This window comes from Kitasatospora sp. GP82 (genome assembly GCF_029892105.1).
Taxonomy (GTDB): Bacteria; Actinomycetota; Actinomycetes; order Streptomycetales; family Streptomycetaceae; genus Kitasatospora.
This window is the reverse complement of the sequence record NZ_JARZAJ010000017.1, coordinates 57760-80616: the sequence shown is the minus strand read 5'-3', so window position 1 is coordinate 80616 and position 22857 is coordinate 57760. Positions and strand designations below refer to the sequence as shown.

Sequence of the window (22857 nt, the reverse complement as noted above, 5' to 3'; positions counted from 1 at the left end):
CCATGACTGCGACAACGACCTGCACCCCCACCGGCGCCGCGCCGGCAGGTGAGCGCTGCATGTGCTGTCGAATGTGTCACTGCTGAGGGCCACCGCCCCTGCTCGCGCCCCGAAGCGAGCTCCCCGCTGAAAGGTCCGGCGCCCGTAGCGCGGCACTGTTCGGCCCACTCCTTGATCGGACCCGTAAGGGCCACGCCCACGCGCGTCCCCGCCCCCCGGCGGCCACGATCGAGGTATGGCAGCGGGACCTCACCCCCTTCACAGGCGTGCCCGAGGCATGCCGCTGACCGCCACCGGTGCGGCGGCCACAAGCCGTCCGCCCCTGACCAACGGAAGCAGCTGTGATCACCACCAAGGACCTCACCAAGGTCTACCGCTCCCGAGGCCGCGAGGTCACCGCCCTCGACGGGGTCGACCTGCATGTCCGCGAGGGCGAGGTCTACGGCGTCGTCGGAACCAGCGGCGCAGGCAAGAGCACCCTCATCCGCTGCGTGAACATGCTGGAGCGCCCCACCAGCGGCACCGTCACCGTGGACGGTCTCGAACTCACCGGCCTGCCCGGCCAGGAACACCGCGCCGGCCGTGACCTCCGCGAGGCCCGCCGCCGGATCGGCATGGTGTTCCAGCACTTCAACCTGCTCGCCTCGAGGACCGTCCAGCAGAACGTCGAGCTCCCGCTGGAGATCATGGGCCTGGACCGCACCCAGCGCCGCCGCAAGGCCGCCGAGCTGCTCGACCTGGTCGGCCTCGCCGACAAGGCCCGCAACTACCCCAGCCAGCTCTCCGGCGGCCAGAAGCAGCGCGTCGGCATCGCCCGGGCCCTGGCCGGCGACCCCAAGGTGCTGCTCTCCGACGAGGCCACCTCCGCGCTCGACCCGGAGACCACCCGCTCCATCCTGGCGCTGCTGCGCGACCTCAACCGGCAGCTCGGCCTCACCGTCCTGCTGATCACCCACGAGATGGACGTCATCAAGTCCGTCTGCGACTCCGCCGCCCTGATGCGAGGCGGCAAGGTGGTCGAGTCCGGCGAACTCACCGAGCTGCTGGCCACCGAGAACTCCGAGCTGGCCCGCGAGCTCTTCCCGCTCGGCGAGTTCGGCCACGGCAGGCCCGGCAACACGGTGCTGGAGATCACCTTCCAGGGCGACACCTCCGCCCAGCCCTTCGTCTCCCAGCTGGCCCGTACCTACCAGGTCGACATCAACATCCTCGGCGCGGCGGTGGAGCACATCGCCGGCCGGATGGTCGGCCGGATGCGGGTCGAGCTGCCCGGCGGCCACCAGGACAACGTGGTCCCGATCGGCTTCCTGCGCGAGCAGGGCCTGCAGGTGGACGTAGTGAACGAGGCGAACGGAGCCGTCGCATGACCTGGGACCAGATGCAGGAACTGATGTGGCCCGCCACCGCGGAGACCCTCCAGATGGTCGGCGTCGCAACCGTGTTCACGGTGCTGCTCGGTCTGCCGCTCGGCCTCCTGCTGGTGCTCACCGACCGGGGCGGCGCGCTGCAGAACGTGCTGCTGAACCGCGTCATCGGCGTCATCGTCAACGTCGGCCGCTCACTGCCGTTCATCATCCTTATGGTCGCCCTGCAGACCTTCACCAGGACCGTCGTCGGCACCAGCATCGGCTGGCAGGCCGCCAGCGTGCCGCTCACCATCGGCGCCATCCCGTTCTTCGCCCGCCTGGTCGAGACCTCGGTCCGCGAGGTGGACGGCGGTCTGCTGGAGGCCGTCCACTCGATGGGCGGCGGCACCTGGACCACCGTCCGCAAGGTGCTGCTCCCCGAGTCGCTGCCCGCGCTGGTCTCCTCCGTCACCACCACGATCATCGCGCTGATCGGTTTCTCCGCGATGGCCGGCACGGTCGGCGGCGGGGGCCTGGGCACCCTCGCCGTCCAGTACGGCTACCAGCGCTTCGAGACGACCTTCATGTGGGTCATCGTCGCCGAACTCGTCGTCATCGTGATGGCCATCCAGCTGATCGGCGACATCCTGGTCCGCCGTCTGACCCACCGGGACCAGGCCACCGGCGTCACCCGGCTGCTGCGCTCGCGCCGTGACCAGACCGTCGAGGACGAGGAACTCGTTCTGCCCCACTGACCACGCAGCCGCCCGAACGGGCAGGCTGCGAGACCCAGGCCACCGGACCAACCACCCGGTGGGCCGTCCGCTCCATGGAGAAAGGCACTTTTCGTGCGTAACGTCCTGAAGTCCACCGCCGTCGTCGCCACCGCGGGCCTCGCCCTCACGCTGACTGCCTGCGGCAGCAGCGGCTCGTCCGCCGGCTCCTCGCCGGACAAGCCGCTCGTCGTCCTCGCGAGCCCCACCCCGCACGCCCAGATCCTGGACTACGTGAAGAAGAACCTGGCCGACAAGGCCGGGCTGAAGCTGGACGTCAGGGTGGTCACCGACTACGTGACCCCGAACACGGCCGTCCAGGACGGCTCGGCCGACGCCAACTACTTCCAGCACGTCCCGTACCTGGAGGACTTCAACAAGAAGCACGGCACGGACATCGTCTCCGTCGAGCCGGTCCACCTGGAGCCCCTCGGCCTCTACTCCAAGAAGGTCAAGTCCGTCGCCGAGCTGCCGGACGGCGCCACCGTCGGCCTGCCCAACGACGCCACCAACGAGGGCCGGGCGCTGAAGCTGCTGGCCGACAACAACGTCATCAAGCTCAAGGACGGGGCCGGCACTGCGGCCACCCCGGCCGACGTGGTCGCCAACACCAAGAACCTGAAGTGGAAGGAGCTGGACGCCGCCCAGCTGCCCCGCTCCCTGGGCGACCTGGACGCGGCCGTCATCAACGGCAACTACGCGCTCGACTCCGGCCTGAAGCCGGCCACCGACGCCATCCTGCTGGAGAAGGCCCAGGGCAACCCGTACGCCAACATCCTCGCGGTGAAGAAGGGGCACGAGAACGACCCGCGGGTCCAGAAGCTCGCCCAGCTGCTGCACTCCGACGAGGTCAAGAAGTACATCGACGACACCTTCAAGGGCTCCGTCCTGCCCGCGTTCTGATCGGCCGTCCGACCAGCATCCGAACTGCCCGACCGGGACCCCGCGCATCAGGTGCGGGGGCCCGGTCGGGCAGTATGCAGAGGGGACGGCCGCAGGGCGCAGGATCTGACGTGCCGTCGCCGGATTTGCCGGTACGCTGACACGGCCGAGTACGGCTGGGGCGTACGGTGTGTCCACGACCCGGCGAGGAGAGACGGCATGGCAGCGAGCTTCCCCGAGACCGCGATCAGCACCGACAGGCTGCTGCTGCGCCCCCTTGTGGACGAAGACGCACCCGGCCTGGTCGCGATGATGGACGACGAGTCGGTGCACTCCTGGACGGCGATCCCGCAGCCCTTCACCGAGGCCCACGCCAGGGACTGGATCCGCACGCTCGCGCCCGCCCGCCGGGCCGAGGGGCGCGGAATCGTTTTCGCCGTCACCGAGCACCTGACCCAGCGCCTGGTCGGCGTGGTCGAACTGCGCGGCACCGACTGGCGGCTGCTCTCCACCGAGGCCAGCTGCATCGTCGCCGCGTGGGCCCGCGGCGAGGGCTATGCCCCGGAATCCCTGCTCGGTGTGGCCCAGTGGCTCTTCGAGGACCGCGGCTTCCTCCGTCTGGAACTGCGCACCGCCGCCGGCAACACCGCCGCCCAGCAGGTCGCCCAGAAGATCGGCTGCATCAGCGAGGGCATCCTGCGCAGTGCCTGGATAGTCCGCGGCGGCGACTGGACGTCGCCGGGACGAGGGCCGGTCGGCGACGGCCCGGACGGCGAGAGCCGCAGCGACCTGATCCTGTGGAGCCTGCTGCCCGAGGACCTGGAGACGGTGTCCGACGGCGGCCGGGCCGAGCAGCGCTACGTGCTCCGCGACTGACACCCACCGCCCGCACCCCGGCCACGCACGGCTGTGCGGGTTGGCGACGGCGGCCGGGCCGTACCCGGTAGCCTCTGCTCGGGACGGACGGCATGGTCCGGACCGGTGTGTGGGGCGGTAGGCGCCTCGGGGCGGAAGAGGCGAGGAGAACAGCCGCAGATGGCTGACCGGATCACGGTCATCGGGTGGGACGGCACGCCGCTGACGGAGGCGGCCAGCTCGGCACTGGCGGGCGCGACCCTGGTTGCCGGTGCGCCCTATCAACTGGCAGCGCTGCCGGTCCCGGCAGCGGCCGAGCGGATCGTGCTCGGCAGTATCGGAGCGGCGGCCCGGAAGATCGCCGAACACCGCGGCGCCGCCGTCGTGGTCGCCGAGGGCGACCCGGGCTACTTCGGTGTCGTCAGGGCCCTGCGCAACCCCGAGTACGGACTGGAACTCGAAGTGCTGCCGGCCGTCTCCTCGGTGGCCGCTGCCTTCGCCCGGGCGGGGATGCCCTGGGAGGACGCCCAGGTGGTCTCCACCCACGGCGGGCGGCTGCGCCGAGCGGCCAACGTGTGCCGCGCCCACTCCAAGGTCGCCGTGCTCACCACCGCCGACGCGGGTCCGAGCGAGCTGGCCCTGATGCTCCGCGGGGTGCACCGCACCTTTGTGGTCTGCGAGGCGCTCGGCACCCCGGACGAGGACGTCACCGTACTGACCTCCGAACGGGTGCCCGACCACGTCTGGCGCGACCCGGCGGTGGTGCTGGTGATCGGCGGCGCGGGTCAGATCCAGACCGTGGGCGAGGCGGCCGGCTGGCTGGCCGGACGGCCCGTCGGCTTCCCCGGAACGGCGCGCGGCTGGGCGCTGCCCGCCGAGGCGTACGCGGGCGTGGAGCGAGGCGCGTCCGCAGCGGACGCAGGAGGACGCGCGCTTCCCTCCCACCTCCGTGCGCTGGCCGTCGCGCGGTTGGGACCGGTTCCGGGTGACCTGATCTGGGTGGTCGGGGCCGCGAGCGGCGCGCTGGCGGTGGAGATCGCCCGCTTCGGCGCGGCCGTGGTCGCCGTGGAGGCGGACCGCTCGGCCTGCGCGCAGATCGCGGTCAACGCGCGCCGGTACGGGGTCGAGGTGGAGGCCGTCCACGGGGTCGGCCCCGAAGTCCTCGGCGGACTGCCCGAACCCGACGCCGTGATGGTCGAGGCGGGCGGCGCCGAAGCCGTCCGCGTGGTGGTCGCGCGCCGCCCGGGACGCCTGGTCGCGGTGGCCCACACACTCGCCGAGGCCGAGGAGATCCGCGAGGTCATCGCGGCAGCGGGCTACCGGGTGGACGGCGCACTGCTGCAGGCCGCGCCGCTCGGCGCCGGGCGCGGCGCGGCGGCGGGCCTCTCCATCGGGCCGGGGGAGCAGAGCCTGGTCCTCTGGGGCGAGCAGGGTTCCTGACTCCCCGTCCCCCGAGGACGTGGTGAGTACGTGTACGGCCTGTCGAGATATCGGGTGGGTGAGGTTGTCCGGGGGCGGTGATTCCCGTCGCATCCGGTCAGGGATTCGAGAGGGTGTCAGCCAGGGCCGGTAGGGTGGCGTCCTGGTTGTGCCCGATGAGCTGTTGGTCGTGCCCTATCCGGTGCGGTTGTCATCTTTTTGACGTGGTGCAAGCCACATCAATATGGAGCGTGGGCATTCGACGCGACGCGTTCCGGGCCGGAAGAATGCCGTAGGGTCCGGTGCGGTCGTGCCGCATGCCCCGGGTTGTCGTTGTTTCTGATGGTGTGCCATCCCTGGTGGGGCGGCGCACGGGCCGGGGTGGCGCAGCGCGTCGGAGAGGTTCACCGCCGCGCGCCGATGCGGCGGACGCCAGTAGGTGGACGGGCGGGCCGGAGCGCGGTCAGCCCCGAGCGGAGTTTGGCGTTGCGGTCGGCGGATCGCGTCGCCAAGGGCGCGAAAGCGGCCTGGAAGGAGCTTTGACATGACCGATGGCGGCCACGTCCCCAACGAGGGACTGCCGGAGCACCTGCTCGGCGGAGCCGAGGTGCTCGGCCGGCCGGAGGGCGTCGCCGTACCGGGTGTCGCCGTGCCAGGTGCTGCCGTACCCGGAGTTCCGTCCGCCGAGGCGGGGATGCCCGGCGGGCCGATGACGGGCGTACCGATGGCAGGCGGGCACATGCTCTCCGCCACGGTGCCCGCGCAGGGCGGCGAGGGCTGGGCGGCCGAGCACCGGCCCGCGTACACCTTCCTCGACCAGCCGGACCAGGAGGACGACGACGATGTCCTGCTGATGCCCGGGCCGCAGGGCTCGTGGGGCGAGTCGGTCGTGCACGGGCCGGTCGAGACGGTACTGGTCGCCGATCCGACCGCCGCCGACGCCCAGCCGGGTTCCGTCGCGGTGGCGGACACCATGGCGCTGCGCACGGTGGACGAGAACGTCCTGGCGTCGCTGCCCGAGCAGGCCGTCGGTACGCCGGTGGAGCCGTCCTGGCCGCCGGTGGCGCCGCCGGTCGCGGGGGTGGGGGAGATGATCGAGGAACCGATGGGTCAGGGCGTCCAGGATGCCGCCGCGGGTGTTCCCGTGGCCCAGGCCGTACCGGGGCAGCCGGTGGCGCCGCAGGCGGCCACCGCCATGCCGACCGCCGCTGTCCCGGCACCGACCATGCCCGTGGGTGCCGTTCAGGCACCGCCGGTCGCCGCACCGCCGACGGCGCCTCAGCCGCAGCGTCGCCCGCTGCACGCGGGCCCGCCGATCCCGGACCCCTCGCTGATGACCGGCCAGGTTCCGGTGCGCTCCCTCGCCGACCGTGGCCCGTCCGGGCAGCTCGACCCCCAGGCGTTCGGCGCCCGTCCGGCGCCGCAGGGCAGTACCCCCGCGCACGGCGTGCCGGTCTTCGTACCGCCGGTCGCGGCGGAAGTGCCGGTCGCCCCGGTACAGGTTCCCGTCCAGGTCCAGCCCGAGGCCCAGCCGGCGGCTGTCGAACAGGTCGTCGTCGAACCGGTAGTCGCCGAACCGGTGGCCGAGGCGCCGTCGGTGGAGGCTCCCGCGGAGGCCGCCGTCGTGGCGCCCATCGAGGCTGCCCCGGTGGAGACGGCTGCGGTGGAGGCCGCTCCGGAGGAGGCCCAGCCGGTGGCTCCGGTGGTCGCGGTGGCTGCCGGGACACTCGTCGCCGAAGCCGTCGCGGTTGAGGCGCAGCCTGTGGAGGCGGTGTCCGCCGAGGCCGCCCCGGCCGCGGAGGCGCCCGCCGCCGAGGCCCCGGTTGCCGAGCTGCCCGCCGCTGACGTGCCGGCGGCTGACGCACCCACCACTGACGCACCCACCACTGACGTGCCGACTGCCGCTGTGCCTACCGCCGAGGACTCGGCCGTCGAGGTCCAGCCCGCCGACGTTCAGCCCGGCGAGGCCCGGCCTGCCGAAGACCTGGGTGCCGAGGGTGCCGCTGTTTTCGCGAGCACCGATGCCCAGCCGGTCGATGTTGTGGCGGCGGAGGCCGCTGAGGCCCAGGAGTCTCCGGCCGTCGAAGCCCAGCCCGTGGAGGCCCCTGCCGCAGAGGCAGAGGCTGTCGCTCCGGAGGCCACCGAGGAGGCCCCGTCGGCTGTGGTCGAGGCTCCGTCCGCCGAGGCGGCGTCGCCCGAGCCCGCGGCTGCCGAGGAGCCGTCCGGCGAGGCTGTGCCCACCGAGGCACCGGCTGTCGAGAACGAGCCCGCCGAGGCTCCGCAGGCGGTAGTCCCGCCCCAGCCGAGTGCACCGAGCCCGCCCCGCCGCATCGCCGCGTTCCTCGCCGACCCGGCCCCGCACGGGCTGCCGACGGTCGAGGCCGAGCAGCTCCCCGAGGCCGCTGCGGAGGCCGGTCAGCTCACCGATCAGACCGTCGGTCAGGCCGCCGAGCCGGCTGCGCAGTCGGTCCCGGAGGTGACCTCGGAGCCGGTGCCCGAGACCGTTGCCGGTACCGGTGACGTCCCGTCCGTGCAGGCCGTCGAGGCCCAGCCCGAGCCGCAGCCCGCGTCCGAGCCGCAGGCCGAGCCCTCGACCGAAGGCCAAGGCCAGACCCAGGCAGGCCAGGACTCCGCCGGACCCGAGCCCGAGCCCGAGGCCGCTGAGCCCGAGGTGGCCGAGTCCGAGGTGGCCGAGTCCGAGGTGGCCGAGTCCGAGGTGGCCGAGCCCGTCGACCGTGGCCCCGCCGCTCCCGGGTACGACGAGCTCGGTCGGGACGCCGTGCACCAGGTGATCCGCGAGCGCCGCGACATCCGCAACGGCTTCCGCCCGGACCCGATCCCGCACGAGGTGCTGATCCGGGTCCTGGAGGCCGCCCACACGGCGCCCAGCGTCGGCTACTCCCAGCCGTGGGACTTCGTGGTGATCCGTTCCGCGAAGACCCGGCAGAAGATGCACGCGCTGGCGGAGCGTCAGCGCGATGCGTACGCGGAGTCGCTGCCCAAGGGCCGCGCGAAGCAGTTCAAGGAAATCAAGATCGAGGCCATCCTCGAAACCCCGGTCAACATCGTGGTCACCGCCGATCGCACGCGCGGCGGCCGCCACACCTTGGGCCGGCACACCCAGCCGCAGATGGCGCCGTACTCGGCCGCCCTCGCCGTCGAGAACCTGTGGCTGGCCGCTCGCGCCGAGGGTCTGGGCGTCGGCTGGGTGAGTTTCTTCGACGAGGAGGAGATGGTCCGCGAGCTCGGCCTGCCCGAGCACCTGGACGTGGTGGCGTACCTGTGCGTCGGGTACGTGGACTCCTTCCCCGACGAGCCGGAGCTGCAGCAGCAGGGCTGGGCGAAGAAGCGCCCGCTGTCCTGGGTGGTGCACGAGGAGCAGTACGGCAACCGCGCGCTGCCCGGCGAGGAACCGCACAGCCTGCTCTCCGAGACGCTGCGCGGTATCCGGCCGCTGGACGCCAAGGCACTCGGCGAGGCGTGGGACCGGCAGAAGCGGATGACCAAGCCCGCCGGTTCGCTCGGCCTGCTGGAGATCATCGCGGCGCAGCTCAGCGGTCTGAGCCGCAAGTGCCCACCGCCGATCCCGGAGCCGGGCTGTGTGGCGATCTTCGCGGGTGACCACGGTGTGCACGCCCAGGGCGTCACCCCGTGGCCGCAGGAGGTCACCGCGCAGATGGTGTCCAACTTCCTGGCCGGGGGAGCGGTGGTCAACGCCTTCGCCGCCCAGGTCGGCGCCGAGGTCTGCGTGGTGGACGTGGGCGTCAAGTCCGAGCTGCCCGAGGCGATCCAGCAGGGCAGGACCACCGGTCTGCTGCCGCGCAAGGTCAAGCCGGGCACCGACGACATGACCCAGGGCCCGGCGATGAGCCGCGAGGAGGCGCTCAAGGCGATCGAGGTCGGCATCGAGACCGCCCGCGACCTGGTCGCGGCCGGGAACAAGGTGCTGATCACCGGTGACATGGGCATCGCCAACACCACCGCCTCCGCCGCGCTGATCTCGGTCTTCACCGGCAGCGACCCGGCCGAGGTGACCGGTCGCGGCACCGGTATCGACGACGCGACCCACAGCCACAAGGTCGAGGTCATCCGCCAGGCACTGGCCCTGCACCAGCCCGACGCGGCCGACCCGATCGGCGTACTCTCCGCCGTCGGCGGACTGGAGCACGCGGCCATCGCCGGCTTCCTGCTCGGCGCGGCCTCGCTGCGTACGCCGGTCATCCTGGACGGTGTGATCGCCGGCTCGGCCGCGCTGGTCGCCAAGGCCATCGCGCCCGAGGTGCTGGCCGCCTGCATCGCCGGTCACCGCTCGGCCGAGCCAGGACACCAGGCCGCGCTGGCCAAGCTCGGGCTGCGTCCGCTGATCGACCTCGATCTGCGGCTCGGCGAGGGCACCGGCGCTCTGCTGGCGCTCCCGCTGGTGCAGAGCGCCGCCCGCGCGATGCACGATGTAGCCACCTTCGACTCCGCCGGGGTCACCGAGAAGGAATAGGCCCCGCCGACTGCCTCCCCGTACCGCGCCGAGGCGCGCCGGTACGGGGAGCCGTCACACTCCTACAACCCCCTCCGTCGATCCAGGAGCCACCCGTATGAGCGCGCCGACCCCGCACCCCAGCACCGAGGGCCTCACCCCGTACCCGGTCGGACTGCTGCTCACCGGCCGACGCATCGTCGTGCTCGGTGGTGGCCAGGTCGCCCAGCGCAGGCTGCCCGCGCTGATCGCGGCGGGGGCGGACATCCACCTGATATCGCCGAGCACCACGCCCGCCGTCCAGGCCATGGCCGACGCGGGCGAGCTCACCTGGCACCGACGCGGCTACCGGGACGGCGACCTCGCCGACAGCTGGTACGCCCTGGTCGCCACCGACGACCCGGACGTCAACGCCGCCGTCAGCGCCGAGGCCGAGCGCCTGCGGGTCTTCTGCGCCCGCAGCGACGACGCCTCCGCCGCCACCGCCTGGACCCCGGCCAGCGGGCACGACGGCGGCGCCACCGTCGCGGTCCTCACCGGCGACCCGCGCCACTCCGCCGCCCTGCGCAACGCCATCGTGGACGGCCTGCGGGACGGTTCCCTCGCCGCGCGCCAGTACCGCGCACACGGCGCGGGCGTCGCCCTGGTCGGCGGTGGCCCCGGCGACCCCGACCTGATCACCGTGCGCGGACGCCGCCTGCTCGCCGACGCCGACGTGGTCGTCGCCGACCGCCTCGCCCCGCGCGAGCTGCTCGCCGAACTGCCGCCGCACGTCGAGGTGATCGACGCCTCCAAGATCCCGTACGGCCGCTTCATGGCCCAGGAGGCCATCAACCAGACCCTGATCGAGCACGCCAAGGCGGGCAAGTTCGTGGTCCGGCTCAAGGGCGGCGACCCGTACGTCTTCGGGCGTGGCGGCGAGGAACTGCTGGCCTGCGCCGAGGCCGGGCTGCCGGTCACCGTCGTGCCCGGCATCTCCAGCTCGATCAGCGTCCCCGCCGCCGTCGGCATCCCGGTCACCCACCGCGGCATGACCCACGAGTTCACCGTCATCTCCGGCCACGTCGGCCCCGACGACCCGCGCTCGCTGGTCAACTGGGAGGCCGCCGCGAAGATGAGCGGCACCCTGGTGCTGCTCATGGCCGTGGACAAGATCGGCGAGATCGCCGCCAAGCTCATCGAGTACGGCCGCGCGACCGACACCCCGGTCGCCGTCGTCCAGGAGGGCACCACCGCCGCCCAGCGCCGCCTCGACGCCACCCTGTCCACCGTCGCCGAGACCATCACCGCCGAGGGCGTCAAGCCACCCGCCGTGATCGTCATCGGCGACGTGGTGAACGTCCTGACCCACTGAACCCAACCCCCTCAGGACGCTGCGCGAAGCGGGAGTCGAATAGCGGTCAGGCAGTCCAGTGCGCCGACCGGCAGCGTCTTCAGAGGCGCGGGGAACTGCGCGAAACGGAAGACTCCGGCGCCGCACCCGCCCGACAGGAACAAGTTGCACCGCCCCACCAGGGCACGAGGTACAGGGTGCCCACCGGGCCGGGCCGACCGCAGTCACCTCCCGCCTCGCACAGTTCCCCGCGCCCCTCCCCGCCGACCGCCTGCCGACGCCCCCGCGTTTGGACCGTGGCCCGCCGACCAGGCAAGATCGGGCTCGTGTCCGAACCCCGCACCATCACCGACCCCGCAGACCCGCGCCTGGCCGACTACACCGGCCTCACCGACGTCGAGCTGCGCCGCCGCCGCGAACCCGCCGAGGGCCTGTTCATCGCCGAGGGCGAGAAGGTCGTCCGGCGTGCCCTGGCCGCCGGATACCGGATGCGGTCGATGCTGCTGACTCCCAAGTGGCTGGACGTCATGTCCGACGTCATCGAGGCGGCCGAAGCCCCCGTCCACGTGGTCGAACCCGGTCTTGCCGAGGCCGTCACCGGCTACCACGTCCACCGGGGCGCGCTCGCCTCGATGGAGCGCAAGCCACTGCCCGAGGCCGCCGAACTGCTCGCGGACGCCCGCCGGGTGGCCGTCCTGGAGGGCCTGGTCGACCACACCAACCTCGGCGCGATCTTCCGCAGCGCCGCCGCCCTCGGCATGGACGCCGTCCTGCTCTCCCCGGACTGCGCCGACCCCCTCTACCGGCGGGCCGTCAAGGTCTCCATGGGCGCCGTCTTCGCCGTCCCGTACGCGCGTCTGGACCCGTGGCCCGCGGCGCTGGACACCGTACGCGCGGCCGGCTTCCAGCTGCTCGCCCTCACACCGGCGGAGTCGGCGGCCGACCTCGCCGAGGTGGCGCCGCACCGGATGCCGAAGGCCGCCCTGATGCTCGGCGCCGAGGGAGACGGCCTCACCCGCCGTGCGCTGGACGTCGCCGACCGCTGGGTACGCATCCCGATGGCCCACGGTGTCGACTCCCTCAACGTCGGCGCCGCAGCCGCCGTCGCCTTCTACGCGGTCAGCGCCACACCGTGATGACGGGCCGTCAATCCTGCTGTCAGGGAGGATATTCGGGCAGCTAGGGCACATCGCCGCTGCCATCCTCCTGCGCCGCAGTCCGGCTCGGCCGTCCCACCGAGCCGTCCCACCGAGCCGTCGCGGGCGCGCCGCGCCAGGAACGCGGCGCCGCCCACCGAGCGCCCCGAGGGGCTCCGGTTCAGCCGGAGGCGCCGCCCGACCCGGTGGCCGGAGTCGCGGTACCTCCCGTACCGCCGGTGACCCCGGCGCCCGGCCAGGACTCCTCCAGGGTGCCGTCGCCCCGGACGGTGTAGCGGGTGGTCGATCCCGCGCCCGTCTGGGAGATCCGCTCCTCGCGCACGAGCGCGCCGTTGTCGACCCGCCAGGTCGTCGCCGCCTGTGGGTCGGCCACCGAGGTACGGGAGGCCAGCAGGACGGGTGTGCCACCGCTGAAGGCGAACAGCTCCACCAGATCCACCGGTACCGCACCCTCGGCCCGCCGCAGCACCACCAGCGCCGCCGGAGCGTCCCGGTACCGGGCGGGCAGGGCCGTGCTCAGCGCGACCTGGGCGCCCTCCGTGGAATGCCCGTCCCGCAGGCGGATCGCGGGGCCACCCGTCGGGTCGGAGTAGCTGCGATTGGACCAGTCAACGGTCGGCACCGCACCGACCGCAGGCCCGAGCACGGCATCCCCGGTCCCGTGTGCGACCGCCGCGAACGGCGTCGGCGACGCCGGCGGGGAGGACTGCGGGGACGACTGCGGAGCATCGTCCACCGAGAGCCCGGCCCCCGGTGCGGACGGCGACGCGGATGCGCCGCTCGGACGCCCCTGCCCCTGGTTGCTCCGGTTCTCGCACCCCTGGGCCGCCGCAATCGCCAGCGCCACCCCGACCGTGACGGTCACGAAGACCACCACTCGCTGCCGCAGCAGCCGACGCCGGGCCTCCGAAGGCCGACCGGGCGCCGGCGTGTGCTGACGATCCCGTGGCCTGACCGGACGACGCCCCGGCGAGGGAGTCTGGCGCTCCCTCGCCGACTGCGGCTGCTCACGCCTCGGCTGCCGCTCCCGCACGCCCTCCTGACCTGTCTCCTGTCCCAGGTCAGGATGCGGCATCGGCGCTGTCGCAGACTGCGCGCCGGGGCGGCGCTGCGCCCCCGCCGGTACGCCCTGTGCCCCGCCACCCCGTTGGCCGGCGGCCTGGTGGGCGGCTGCCTGCTGCGCGGCCCGGGCGCTCGCGCGCTGGGCGGCGGCCCGCTGCGCCGCGGCCCACGGCCCCAGCACCCGCCCGGGGCCCGAGGCTGCCGAGCCGCCCCGGCCTCGCCCGCTGTCCGCAGGCGGCCCGGCCAGAGCCCCGGCCGGGCCGCCGGCCGCAGGGCCGTCGGCCGCAGGGCCGTCGGCCGCAGCGCTGCCTGTGCCGTCGGGATTACCCGTCTGGGGCGCCGTCGTGCCGCCCCACGACGGACCGGCGGAGGAGCCCAGCGCCGCAGCCCGTGCGGCGAGCTCGGTCAGCCGCTCGTGCAGTGCCGCCGCCCCCGGCCGCTCCGTCGGCTCCTTGGCCAGGCACGCCCGTACCAGCGGCGCCAGTGGCGGCGGCACCGCCGACAGGTCGGGCTCCTCGTGGACCACCCGGTACAGCAGCACTTCCGAGGACGCCCCGGAGCCGAACGGAGAGTCTCCCGTCAGCGCGTACGCCAGGGTCGCGCCGAAGGCGAAGACGTCCGTCGCGGGGGTGACCGAGGCTCCGCGTACCTGCTCGGGCGCCAGGAAGCCGGGCGAGCCCACGGCCGTACCGACGTGCGTCAGCGTGCTCGCCCCGCGCGACCAGGCGATGCCGAAGTCGATGATCCGGGGACCCTTGGGGGAGAGCAGGATGTTCGAGGGCTTGAGGTCGCGGTGCACGACCCCGGCCTCGTGCACCTTGACCAGCCCGTCGGCCAGCGCGGCGCCGACTCTGGCGGCTTCGGCCCAGGGCAGCGGTCCGTCGTCGCCGACCCGCTTGTAGAGCGAGGGCCCGGGGACGTACGCGGTGGCCAGCCACGGTCGGTCGGCCTCGATGTCGGAGCCCACCACCCGCGCGGTGCAGCCGCCCCGGATCCGCGAGGCGGCCGCGATCTCCCGTGCGAAACGGGTGCGGAACTCCGGGTCCCCGGCCAGCTCGGCGCGGATCAGCTTGAGCGCGACGCGCTGCCCCTTGCGGTCGGAGCCGAGGTAGACCACGCCCATCCCGCCGGCGCCCAGCCGCCGGTGCAGTCGGTACGGACCGACGATGCGGGGGTCCTCACGCCGCAGCCGCGTCATCGCCATGTCCGTGTTCCCGTCCAGCCTGTGGGGTGAGCCCCCGTCGGATGGGGCACCGTCAGAAATCCTTCTGGCACAGCTTACGGACTGCGTGCTGCGGTGTGCTGATACGCAACACCCGTGGTGCCGGTCCGATTGTCGGACTCAGACCGATCCGCCCTCGGCGAGGGCTCGGAGCCACCCCGCTGACCAGCGGCGGAGCAGCCCCTCGGGGACGGTCTCGGGGTTCCCTCGGGGATCCGATCGAACCCGTCTCCCCCTGCGGTAGTAGTCCTGCCCGCTCCGCATCATCCTTCGGAAGGCCAGGAGAACGGTACGCGGGCATGACGACTGGGCACGGCTCCGCGAATACCGTTGATCTCAGCGGTGGGCGGCCGGCTCGTCCCCCGAGGTAAACCGCCCACCGCGTAGATCCGGACACACCATCCGTGGCCGGTATCGGCAGCAAGGCACGGGGAGGAGCACGATCATGGCCGACAGGTCCCGCTTCAAGCGGTCGCCGCAGTCCGGAAGCACCAGGCACCCGGCGGTTGCCATAGCCATGGCTCTGCCCTGTGCGGTTCTGCTGCTGGTGCTCTTCGGCGGCTGGGAACAACTGGCGACACAGACGAAGGCGGTCGCCGATCTGATCGGGCGCTGACCCTTGGGGAAGGGTGAGCGCCTGCCGAGAACAGCACGCGCCGTCAGGGAAAGACGCGGACGGGCGGAGGCGGTGCGTACTGCTCCTCGGCAGATACAGGTGCCGGGTGCGGAGGTCGGTGAGGGCCTTCCGTACCCGGCACCTCTTCTTCTGCCTGCTGCGTTCACCTCGGACTGCGCATACCTCGGACTGCGCTTGCCTCAGAACGTGCCGAAGGCCGTGACCCGGTGAGGATCACGGCCTTCGATCTTGCTGTGCGCGATACTGGGATTGAACCAGTGACCCCTACCGTGTCAAGGTAGTGCTCTCCCGCTGAGCTAATCGCGCCTGGTAAGGCGGTACTGCGTCAGACCCCATAGGGATCCGAGTGCGCGATACTGGGATTGAACCAGTGACCCCTACCGTGTCAAGGTAGTGCTCTCCCGCTGAGCTAATCGCGCCTGGTAAGGCGATGCTACGTCAGGCCCCTGAGGGCTCCGCAGGTGCGCGATACTGGGATTGAACCAGTGACCCCTACCGTGTCAAGGTAGTGCTCTCCCGCTGAGCTAATCGCGCGGGGAGGCCCCCTGGCGAACCAGGGGAACCCCTTGGAGGTGGAGACGGGATTTGAACCCGTGTACACGGCTTTGCAGGCCGTTGCCTCGCCTCTCGGCCACTCCACCAGGCAACTGAGGAGAACGATCTTACCCTGTTCTCCATCGAGCGGACGACGAGATTCGAACTCGCGACCCTCACCTTGGCAAGGTGATGCTCTACCAACTGAGCCACGTCCGCCTGTCTCCCGGGCCCTTCACCGCTTTCCTGCGGCTCCGTGTCCCGGCGACGTGTTGAACTTTAGCGGAAACCTGGGCCAGCTCAAATTCCGTTCCCGCAGCGTGCCACCGAGGTGCGGTGGAGATGGTGCCCCGTCAGCCGTCCCGGACCCCTTCCGAGGGCTCTGCCGTCCGCCCGCGGACGATCCGCGCAGACGTCCCGTGGCGAACCCCACCTCGGCGCTTCGGGCAGTGGCCGAAGCACGCCCCTCGATGCGCCGCGGTGGCCGCAGACCAGCGCGCGGACCGCAGTGCCCACCCCTTGAGACCTACACTTCAGCCACCAGCCCATCGCCTCACCCCCGCGCCCACGCCCGCGCGGAGCAGCACCGAATCCGTGCAGGAGAACCGTGTCCGGCCGCATCACCGCCCCTGACCCCGCCGCCCCGATAGCCCGCTTCGGCGGCCGCCTCGCGACCGGGCTGCGTGAGGTCACCTCGGATCCGGCCGCCCTCGACTCCGCCGGATTCTGGGCCGTCGCGTACGACTTCGAAGGCCGTCTCACCTGCGCCCGCTTCGACGACGTCCGCCTTGATCCGGCGCCACCGCGCACCGACGGCTGGCTCGGGCCGAGGGCCGACGGCTGGCACAGCTCGCTCGACCGGGAGGCCTACACGGCCGGAGTCCGCCGCATCCGCGAGCACATCGCGGCCGGCGAGGTCTACCAGGCCAACCTCTGCCGTGTCCTCTCCGCGCCCCTGCCCGACCCCGCCCGCAGCGACATCGACTCCCTCACCGGACTGCTCGCCCACGGCAACCCCGCCCCGTACGCAGGGACGATCCGGCTGCCCGAGCACGGCGTCGAGATCGCCACCGCCTCACCCGAGCTCTACCTGCGCCGCGACGGCCGCACCGTCTCCTCGGGGCCGATCAAGGGCACCGGCCGTACCGAGCACGACCTGCTGGACAAGGACCACGCCGAGAACGTGATGATCGTGGACCTGGTCCGCAACGACCTCGGCCGGGTCTGCGCCACCGGCAGCGTCACCGTCCCCGACCTGTGTGTGGTCGAGAAGCACCCGGGTCTGGTGCACCTCGTCTCCACCGTCCGGGGCACCCTGCGCGAGGACGCTGGCTGGCCCGAACTCCTCGGCGCGACCTTCCCGCCCGGCTCCGTCACCGGTGCGCCGAAGTCCAGCGCGCTGAGGATCATCGACGCCCTGGAGACCGCCCCGCGCGGACCGTACTGCGGTGCGGTCGGCTGGGTCGACGCGGACCGGGGAGAGGCCGAACTCGCCGTCGGCATCCGTACGTTCTGGATCGACCGCAGCGGCAAGGACCCCGTCCTGTGCTTCGGCACCGGCGCCGGGATCACCTGGGGCTCCGATCCCGAGCGCGAATGGGACGAGACCGAACTCAAGGCCGCCCGCCTCGTCGCGATAGCGTCGGGCACCGGTACGTACTGACCCGCCCGCCCCCACCCGAGGAGCTGCCCGTCATGTCGAATCCGACCGGAATCTGGGTCAACGGTTCCCTGCTCGCGAGCGGCGACGCGATGGTCTCCGTCCTCGACCACGGACTCACCGTCGGTGACGGCGTGTTCGAGACGGTCAAGGCGGTGGAAGGACGAGCCTTCGCGCTCACCCGCCACCTGGAGCGGCTGACCCGCTCCGCCCGCGGCCTGGGCCTGCCGGATCCGGACCACGACCGGGTCCGCGAGGGCGTCGAGCGGGTCCTCACCGCCAACCCGATGCCGCTGGGCCGGGTCAGGATCACCTACACCGGCGGGATCTCCCCGCTCAGCTCCGAGCGCGGCACCGCCCCCGCCACCCTCGTCGTCGCCATCGGCAGCGCCGCCCCGAGGCCCGACACCACCGCAGTCCAGACCGTCCCCTGGCGTCGCAACGAGCACAGCGCCGTGGCCGGCCTGAAGACCACCTCGTACGCCGAGAACGTGGTCGCCCTCGCCGCCGCACACCGGGCCGGAGCCTCCGAGGCCCTGTTCGCCAACACCGCGGGGCGCCTCTGCGAGGGCACCGGCTCCAACGTCTTCGTCGTCCTGGGCGGCCGGCTGCTCACCCCGACGCTCGCCTCCGGCTGCCTGGCCGGCATCACCCGGCAACTGGTGATCGACTGGACCGGCGCCGAGGAGAGGGACCTTCCCTTCGAAGCCCTCCAGCAGGCCGAGGAGGTCTTCCTCACCTCCACCACCCGCGACGTCCAGGCCGTCACCCGCGTCGACACCCGCGACCTCGCGCCCACCCCGGGCCCGGTCACCCTCAAGGCCATGGCCCAGTTCGCCGAGCGCAGCGCGGACGACATCGACCCCTGAGAGAATCCGCTGGGAATCCTCCGCACGGCGCACGGGCACCGTGCAGGGCCGGTGCCCGTCCGGGCCGTCTCCGCAAGCCCAAACCGCTTGGGTGGCAGACGTGTTGGGCCGATCGACCGTCCCGCGGGCGGCTTCCGGCCGGCTGGGACGGGCGAGCCCGGATAGAGAACGGCGGGGATGGGGAAGGGAGCACTCATGACCACCACGCTGCGCCCCGAGCGCCCCGAGGAGCCCGTGCCCGGAGGCGGCCGCAGCCGCCGCTGGCAGATCTGCGTCAACGGCCGACCGGTGGGCGGCCTCCGCACCACGGCCCTGCCCCAGGGCAGCCAGTGGTGGGGCGACATCTCCGAAATGGAGGTGGCCGAGGGCCGCAGACGCGGCCGGGCCACCGTCGGCGCCCTGGCCGCCGAGGAGGTCCTGCGCGGCTGGGGCTGCACCCGGGTGGACGTGAACATCCCCGCCGGGGCGACCGCCGCGCTCCGCCTCGCCCAGGCCCTCGGTTACACCGAGCGGATGCGCAACATGGCCAAGCGCCTCGGCCCGGCGCCCGCACTGCCCGCCGGCCTGTCGGCCCGACCGATCGGCGAGGTCGAGTACCCGGACTGGCTCGCTGCGGCCAAGGCCGGGTACCTGCACGACCTCTGCGCCTCCGGCCTGACCGAGCAGCAGGCCCGCGCCAAGTCGGACACCGACCACCAGCACCTGCTGCCCCAGGGCCACGCCACCCGGGACGTCGCCCTGCGCCGCCTGTACGACGCCGAGGGAACCCCGCTCGGCACCCTCTGGGTCGCCCTGCACCAGAGCGCACTCCCGGACGGCGCGCCACTGGCCTGGGTGATGACCGTAGAGGTCGAGCCGGGGCAGCGCGGCCGCGGCTACGGCCGCGCCCTGATGCTGCTGGCCGAGCGCGAGTGCCTGGCGGCCGGGGTACGGGACATCGGCCTCAACGTCTTCAGCAGCAACACCGTCGCGACCGGCCTGTACGACTCGCTCGGCTACCGGGTCACCAAGCGCGTCCTCGGCAAGTCACTGCTCTGACCGGTCGCGTCGGACCCGGTCGTGTCCGACCGGTCGCGGCGGCGGGAGGGCCGAGAGCTCAGGACCGCGCGCGCTGCTCCTCGATGATGGCGACGATCCGCTCGCGCAGCCCGTCCTGGCTCTTCCCGCCGTCCAGCCGCTGCCCGGCGATCACATACGTCGGTGTACCGGTGACACCGATCGCCTTGCCCTCGGCCTGGTCGGCGTCCACGATCAGGGTGTGCCGGCCGTCGACCAGGGCGGTGTCGACCTCCTCGGCGTCCAGGCCGATCTCGGCGGCGATCTGGACCAGCAGCTTCTCGCCGCCCCGGTCCAGGTCCTCGACCCGCTCCAGCAGCGCCTCCACGTACTGCCAGCCCTTGCCCTGGTCGAACGCCTCCTCGGTAGCCTGCGCCGCCGCGTACGCGTGCTTGTGCTTCTCCAGCGGGAAGTGCCGCAGCTCGATGGGCAGCGCGTCGCCGTACTGCGCCCGCAGCGCCCGTACGTCGTCCAGGGCGGTGCGGCAGTCCGGGCACTGGAGCTCGCACCAGAGCTCAAGGCGGGGGAGGGAGGCTTCGATCATGCCCTCAGTCTGTCACCCGAACAGGCACCCATCAGGCCCACCGGCGCCATGTCCCTGCCACCGGCCGCAGACCTCAGCCGGCCGGAACGGCGTCCGCCGAGCGCTGCCGTGCCCGGTAGGCGGCCACGTGCAGTCGGTTCCCGCAGGTACGGCTGTCGCAGTAGCGGCGGGAGCGGTTGCGGGAGAGGTCCACGAAGACCCGGGCGCAGTCGGGAGCCTCGCAGCGGCGCAGCCGCTCGCGCTCCCCGGCCATCACGATGAAGGCCAGGGCCATCCCGAGTTCGGCCGCCAGGTGGTCGCCGATCGCGGCGTGCGGGGCGAAGTAGTGGATGTGCCAGTCGTGCTCGTCGTGGTTGGTGAGGCGAGGCGTGGTGCCGGCTGCGGCCACCACCGCGTTCACCAGCTCGGCAGCCTCCTCGGTGGTACCGACGGAGAAGATCTCGCGCAGCTGGGAGCGGAGCCTGTGCACGGCCGCCAGGTCGGCGGCGGACAGGGAGTCGACCTCGCTGATGTCCTGGCGCTCCACGAATGCACCGAGTGCGGCGACATCCGGCAGCTGCTCGCTGCCGCACGCGTCGGCCGAGGTGTTGAGCAGCTCCACCAGAACACTCAGCGAGCACTCGGTGTCATGGGTGATCAGCACGTGAGGGCTCCTCGCGCGGCGGGGGCCTCGGCCTCCCGCGTCGGTCGTCACCCGCGACTCTACCGGGAGGGGCCGTCAGAGCGGCGTATGTGCGCGCGACCCGGATCCGCAGCGCCGGAGCGATATCTGCCGGTATCGACGAAAGCGCCCGGCAGGGTGGCCGGTCATCCCGACAGGGATGACCGGCACCGGTGCCGGGCGCCTTCGTCCTTACCGATCAGGTCGGGCCGGCAGCTCCGGTGGGAGCTGCCGGGACGGGCCCCGAGGCCGCGTGGTGCGCGGCTGACTGTGCGACCGTGCCCCCGAGTAGGACGGACGCTGTGAGGTAGCGGCCCCACCGCCGAGGCGGTCAGCTCTCGGCGAGGATGTGGGACAGCTCGCGGTCGAGATCGAAGTGACGGTGTTCGGTGCCTGGCGGCACGGCGGCGTCGGTGCGCTTGAGGAAGGACTCAAGCGCCCGGGCCGGGGCCTCCAGCAGGGCCTCTCCCTCCGGAGAACTCAGGGCGATGCAGACCACACCCTGTCCATGGCTGCGCGAGGGCCACACCCGGACGTCGCCGGTCCCGGTGGGTCGATGGAGCCCCTCCGCGAGGAGATCACGGGCGAACACCCACTCCACGGTCTCGTCAGCACCGGTGTGGAAGGTCGCATGCACGGCATAGGGGTCGGCAGTGTCGTAGCGCAGGCCCGCGGGGACGGGCAGTGACGACTCACTCGACACGATGAGGCGCAGGTGCAGCTCGCAGCTGACCGTGGTGTTCATAAGCGCCAGGGCCTTTCGCTCAGTGTGCGCTCGGGGAATCGCACGTCGGCGAACGGACCATCCCACCTGAAAGCCCGGTGTAAACCCGTCTGTCCCGATTCAGGCGCGAGTCGTACCCCTTCCGGCGCATTGCGGAATGGCCACGGCGCCCCCGTCGGGCCCGAGTGCTCCGGGAAGCCGGGGCGGTTATCGCGGCATGGCCGGGCGAGTGGTCCGCCGGATGACGGGCGCATGGTTGTGCGAAGCGACAATCCGGGTCGAGTCCGGTCGGCGTGGGAGGTCCGGTGGCGGGTGCTGTCGGCGCTGCGGCAGCCCGCCGGGGTGGGGCGATGGGGTGGTTCGGAGCACCCACTCGGATGCGGTAATGTTTTCCCTGCACCCGGGCGATTAGCTCAGCGGGAGAGCACTTCGTTCACACCGAAGGGGTCACTGGTTCGATCCCAGTATCGCCCACCGGAATGCATTGCAGGATGTCGGGCCCCGGCCAGGAAATGGTCAGGGCCCGACATCTTTTTGCATTCACCCCTTGTCCGCTTCGAGTTGTCCGCTCGCGAGCTGATTCGCAATCAGCGCCCTTGTGGCGGGAGCGAACTGAGGGGAACGCCGGCCATGGCTGCACGGGGCCGGATTGTGCAGGCAAGGCCAAGTGGTGCTAGAGTTCTTCTCGTTGCCACGGGCGATTAGCTCAGCGGGAGAGCACTTCGTTCACACCGAAGGGGTCACTGGTTCGATCCCAGTATCGCCCACCGAGGTCAACACTCAGGCCCTGACCGGGAGTTCCGGTCAGGGCCTGAGTCGTTCCCCGAGCCCTCGGGCCGCGGGCCGTCAGGGCAGGTGCTCAGGCGGCCGCCTCGCAGCGGTGGTCGGCCACGAGGCGCCGACCGCAGGTGCAGCGGGCTGGGCGCAGTGGCCAGTGGAAGTCCACCCGCTCGCTGTTGCCCGAGCGGTCGAACCAGTTCTGCAGGCCGCGCGCCTGCGCCGCGTGCCAGGTCCGTTGCCGCAGATGCAGCTCGGCGGCGGTGAGCGTCCCCAACGGGCTGGCGTAGCGGGCGCCGAGGGAGCGTACGAGGTCGAGGGCGGCGGTCGCGTCGGCGGTGGCGTCGTGGGCGCCGACCAGGGTGACGCCGTAGTGGGCGCAGAGATCCGTCAGGGTGCGGCGGCCCTTGCGGTAGCGGTCCACGTACCTGTCCAGGACCCGGGGGTCGAGCACCAGCAGCTCGGTCTCGCCCAGGGAGTCGGTCAGCGAGACCTCGCGGTGGCGGCGCAGTTCGCGGTCGAGCAGCGTCAGGTCGTACGGGGCGTTCATCACCACCAGCGGGACGCCGGCACGGGCCTGTTCACCCAGGGCCCGGGCGATCTCGGCGACGACGGTGCGCGGCGGGCGGCCGTGGGCGCGCACCTGCTCGTCGGTTATGCCGTGCACCGCGCGGGCGCCGTCCGGGATCGGTATGCCGGGGTCAGCCAGCCAGGTCACGGCCTGGATGTCGGCGCCGGGGGCTCCCTGGAGCACCAGGGCGGCGGAGACGATGCGATCGGTCTCCACGTCCACGCCGGTGGTCTCGGTGTCGAAAGAGGCGAGCGGTCCCTCGTACCAGCGCTGAGAATGCTGCATGACTGCCCCTCAGGTGCCA

17 protein-coding genes and 7 tRNA genes are annotated in these 22857 nt (G+C 72.4%); 14 read left to right on the top strand and 10 right to left on the bottom strand.

Annotation, left to right across the window (positions count from 1 at the left end; genetic code table 11):
* The first annotated feature begins 341 nt into the window (after positions 1–341).
* The 8 genes from P3T39_RS19635 to P3T39_RS19600 all read left to right on the top strand — a co-directional run bounded on the left by P3T39_RS19635 (position 342) and on the right by P3T39_RS19600 (position 12215).
* Positions 342–1367, top strand: a complete 1026-nt coding sequence (locus P3T39_RS19635; RefSeq protein ID WP_280699479.1) for an ATP-binding cassette domain-containing protein — start codon at positions 342–344, stop codon at positions 1365–1367.
* Positions 1364–2101, top strand: coding sequence for a methionine ABC transporter permease (locus P3T39_RS19630; RefSeq protein WP_280699477.1), 738 nt, complete (start codon positions 1364–1366; stop codon positions 2099–2101). The genes P3T39_RS19635 and P3T39_RS19630 overlap by 4 nt, the downstream gene beginning before the upstream one ends.
* A 93-nt stretch (positions 2102–2194) precedes the next feature.
* Positions 2195–3022, top strand: a complete 828-nt coding sequence (locus tag P3T39_RS19625) for a MetQ/NlpA family ABC transporter substrate-binding protein (protein WP_280699475.1) — start codon at positions 2195–2197, stop codon at positions 3020–3022.
* Between the two features lie 198 nt (positions 3023–3220).
* Positions 3221–3877, top strand: a complete 657-nt coding sequence (locus tag P3T39_RS19620; protein WP_280699473.1) for a GNAT family N-acetyltransferase — start codon at positions 3221–3223, stop codon at positions 3875–3877.
* Between the two features lie 159 nt (positions 3878–4036).
* Positions 4037–5296, top strand: coding sequence for a precorrin-6y C5,15-methyltransferase (decarboxylating) subunit CbiE (cbiE, locus tag P3T39_RS19615; protein ID WP_280699471.1), 1260 nt, complete (start codon positions 4037–4039; stop codon positions 5294–5296).
* 523 nt (positions 5297–5819) lie between these two features.
* Positions 5820–9767, top strand: a complete 3948-nt coding sequence (gene cobT, locus P3T39_RS19610) for a nicotinate-nucleotide--dimethylbenzimidazole phosphoribosyltransferase (RefSeq protein WP_280699470.1) — start codon at positions 5820–5822, stop codon at positions 9765–9767.
* A 97-nt stretch (positions 9768–9864) separates the two neighbouring features.
* Entirely contained in the window at positions 9865–11100 is a 1236-nt protein-coding gene (cobA, locus tag P3T39_RS19605) for a uroporphyrinogen-III C-methyltransferase (RefSeq protein ID WP_280699468.1), read from the top strand.
* Positions 11101–11405: 305 nt separating this feature from the next.
* Positions 11406–12215 carry an RNA methyltransferase gene (locus P3T39_RS19600; RefSeq protein WP_280699466.1) on the top strand — a complete coding sequence of 270 codons (810 nt, stop codon included), beginning with the start codon at positions 11406–11408 and terminating at the stop codon, positions 12213–12215.
* 181 nt (positions 12216–12396) lie between these two features.
* Here P3T39_RS19600 and P3T39_RS19595 read toward each other — a convergent pair whose 3' ends face one another.
* The gene (locus P3T39_RS19595) at positions 12397–14502 is read right to left on the bottom strand and encodes a serine/threonine-protein kinase (RefSeq protein ID WP_348534361.1); all 2106 of its coding nucleotides are present in this window, start codon (positions 14500–14502) and stop codon (positions 12397–12399) included.
* A gap of 463 nt (positions 14503–14965) precedes the next feature.
* On the opposite strand from P3T39_RS19595, the gene P3T39_RS19590 reads away from it, so the two are divergent.
* Entirely contained in the window at positions 14966–15136 is a 171-nt protein-coding gene (locus P3T39_RS19590) for a hypothetical protein (protein ID WP_280699464.1), read from the top strand.
* A 255-nt stretch (positions 15137–15391) separates the two neighbouring features.
* Here the strand turns inward: P3T39_RS19590 and P3T39_RS19585 are convergent.
* From P3T39_RS19585 to P3T39_RS19565, 5 genes are all read right to left on the bottom strand, one after another.
* Positions 15392–15463 (bottom strand) — tRNA-Val (locus P3T39_RS19585).
* 41 nt (positions 15464–15504) lie between these two features.
* Positions 15505–15576: transfer RNA gene (locus P3T39_RS19580), tRNA-Val, on the bottom strand.
* Positions 15577–15619: 43 nt separating this feature from the next.
* Positions 15620–15691, bottom strand: a tRNA-Val gene (locus P3T39_RS19575).
* A 33-nt stretch (positions 15692–15724) separates the two neighbouring features.
* Positions 15725–15798: transfer RNA gene (locus tag P3T39_RS19570), tRNA-Cys, on the bottom strand.
* 39 nt (positions 15799–15837) lie between these two features.
* Positions 15838–15910, bottom strand: a tRNA-Gly gene (locus tag P3T39_RS19565).
* A 427-nt stretch (positions 15911–16337) separates the two neighbouring features.
* Between P3T39_RS19565 and P3T39_RS19560 the strand changes: the two genes are divergently transcribed.
* The 3 genes from P3T39_RS19560 to P3T39_RS19550 all read left to right on the top strand — a co-directional run bounded on the left by P3T39_RS19560 (position 16338) and on the right by P3T39_RS19550 (position 19258).
* Positions 16338–17354: a chorismate-binding protein gene (locus P3T39_RS19560; RefSeq protein ID WP_280699693.1), complete on the top strand. Its 1017-nt coding sequence runs from the start codon at positions 16338–16340 to the stop codon at positions 17352–17354.
* Between the two features lie 32 nt (positions 17355–17386).
* Positions 17387–18220, top strand: coding sequence for an aminodeoxychorismate lyase (locus P3T39_RS19555; protein ID WP_280699462.1), 834 nt, complete (start codon positions 17387–17389; stop codon positions 18218–18220).
* A gap of 195 nt (positions 18221–18415) precedes the next feature.
* On the top strand, positions 18416–19258 hold the full coding sequence (locus tag P3T39_RS19550; RefSeq protein WP_280699461.1) for a GNAT family N-acetyltransferase: 843 nt from the start codon (positions 18416–18418) through the stop codon (positions 19256–19258).
* Between the two features lie 58 nt (positions 19259–19316).
* Here the strand turns inward: P3T39_RS19550 and P3T39_RS19545 are convergent, their stop codons facing one another.
* The 3 genes from P3T39_RS19545 to P3T39_RS19535 form a co-directional block, all read right to left on the bottom strand.
* A complete protein-coding gene (locus P3T39_RS19545; RefSeq protein ID WP_280699459.1) occupies positions 19317–19820 on the bottom strand; it encodes a DsbA family protein in 504 nt (167 codons plus the stop codon).
* Between the two features lie 73 nt (positions 19821–19893).
* Positions 19894–20463, bottom strand: coding sequence for a CGNR zinc finger domain-containing protein (locus tag P3T39_RS19540; protein ID WP_280699457.1), 570 nt, complete (start codon positions 20461–20463; stop codon positions 19894–19896).
* A gap of 349 nt (positions 20464–20812) precedes the next feature.
* Entirely contained in the window at positions 20813–21226 is a 414-nt protein-coding gene (locus P3T39_RS19535) for an SsgA family sporulation/cell division regulator (RefSeq protein ID WP_030056266.1), read from the bottom strand.
* A gap of 381 nt (positions 21227–21607) precedes the next feature.
* Between P3T39_RS19535 and P3T39_RS19530 the strand changes: the two genes are divergently transcribed.
* A tRNA-Val gene (locus tag P3T39_RS19530) sits at positions 21608–21679 on the top strand.
* Positions 21680–21900: 221 nt separating this feature from the next.
* Positions 21901–21972 (top strand) — tRNA-Val (locus P3T39_RS19525).
* Positions 21973–22064: 92 nt separating this feature from the next.
* On the opposite strand, the gene P3T39_RS19520 is transcribed toward P3T39_RS19525, so the two are convergent.
* Positions 22065–22838, bottom strand: a complete 774-nt coding sequence (locus P3T39_RS19520; RefSeq protein ID WP_280699454.1) for a 3'-5' exonuclease — start codon at positions 22836–22838, stop codon at positions 22065–22067.
* Positions 22839–22857: the final 19 nt, after the last annotated feature.

Excerpts from the sequence above, each read along its gene's own strand:
- P3T39_RS19630 (WP_280699477.1), top strand. The coding sequence starts at position 1,364 with ATGACCTGGGACCAGATGCAGGAACTGATGTGGCCCGCCACCGCGGAG.
- P3T39_RS19620 (WP_280699473.1), top strand. The coding sequence starts at position 3,221 with ATGGCAGCGAGCTTCCCCGAGACCGCGATCAGCACCGACAGGCTGCTG.
- cbiE (WP_280699471.1), top strand. The coding sequence starts at position 4,037 with ATGGCTGACCGGATCACGGTCATCGGGTGGGACGGCACGCCGCTGACG.
- cobT (WP_280699470.1), top strand. The coding sequence starts at position 5,820 with ATGACCGATGGCGGCCACGTCCCCAACGAGGGACTGCCGGAGCACCTG.
- cobA (WP_280699468.1), top strand. The coding sequence starts at position 9,865 with ATGAGCGCGCCGACCCCGCACCCCAGCACCGAGGGCCTCACCCCGTAC.
- P3T39_RS19595 (WP_348534361.1), bottom strand. The coding sequence starts at position 14,502 with ATGGCGATGACGCGGCTGCGGCGTGAGGACCCCCGCATCGTCGGTCCG.
- P3T39_RS19590 (WP_280699464.1), top strand. The coding sequence starts at position 14,966 with ATGGCCGACAGGTCCCGCTTCAAGCGGTCGCCGCAGTCCGGAAGCACC.
- P3T39_RS19555 (WP_280699462.1), top strand. The coding sequence starts at position 17,387 with ATGTCGAATCCGACCGGAATCTGGGTCAACGGTTCCCTGCTCGCGAGC.
- P3T39_RS19550 (WP_280699461.1), top strand. The coding sequence starts at position 18,416 with ATGACCACCACGCTGCGCCCCGAGCGCCCCGAGGAGCCCGTGCCCGGA.
- P3T39_RS19545 (WP_280699459.1), bottom strand. The coding sequence starts at position 19,820 with ATGATCGAAGCCTCCCTCCCCCGCCTTGAGCTCTGGTGCGAGCTCCAG.
- P3T39_RS19535 (WP_030056266.1), bottom strand. The coding sequence starts at position 21,226 with ATGAACACCACGGTCAGCTGCGAGCTGCACCTGCGCCTCATCGTGTCG.
- P3T39_RS19520 (WP_280699454.1), bottom strand. The coding sequence starts at position 22,838 with ATGCAGCATTCTCAGCGCTGGTACGAGGGACCGCTCGCCTCTTTCGAC.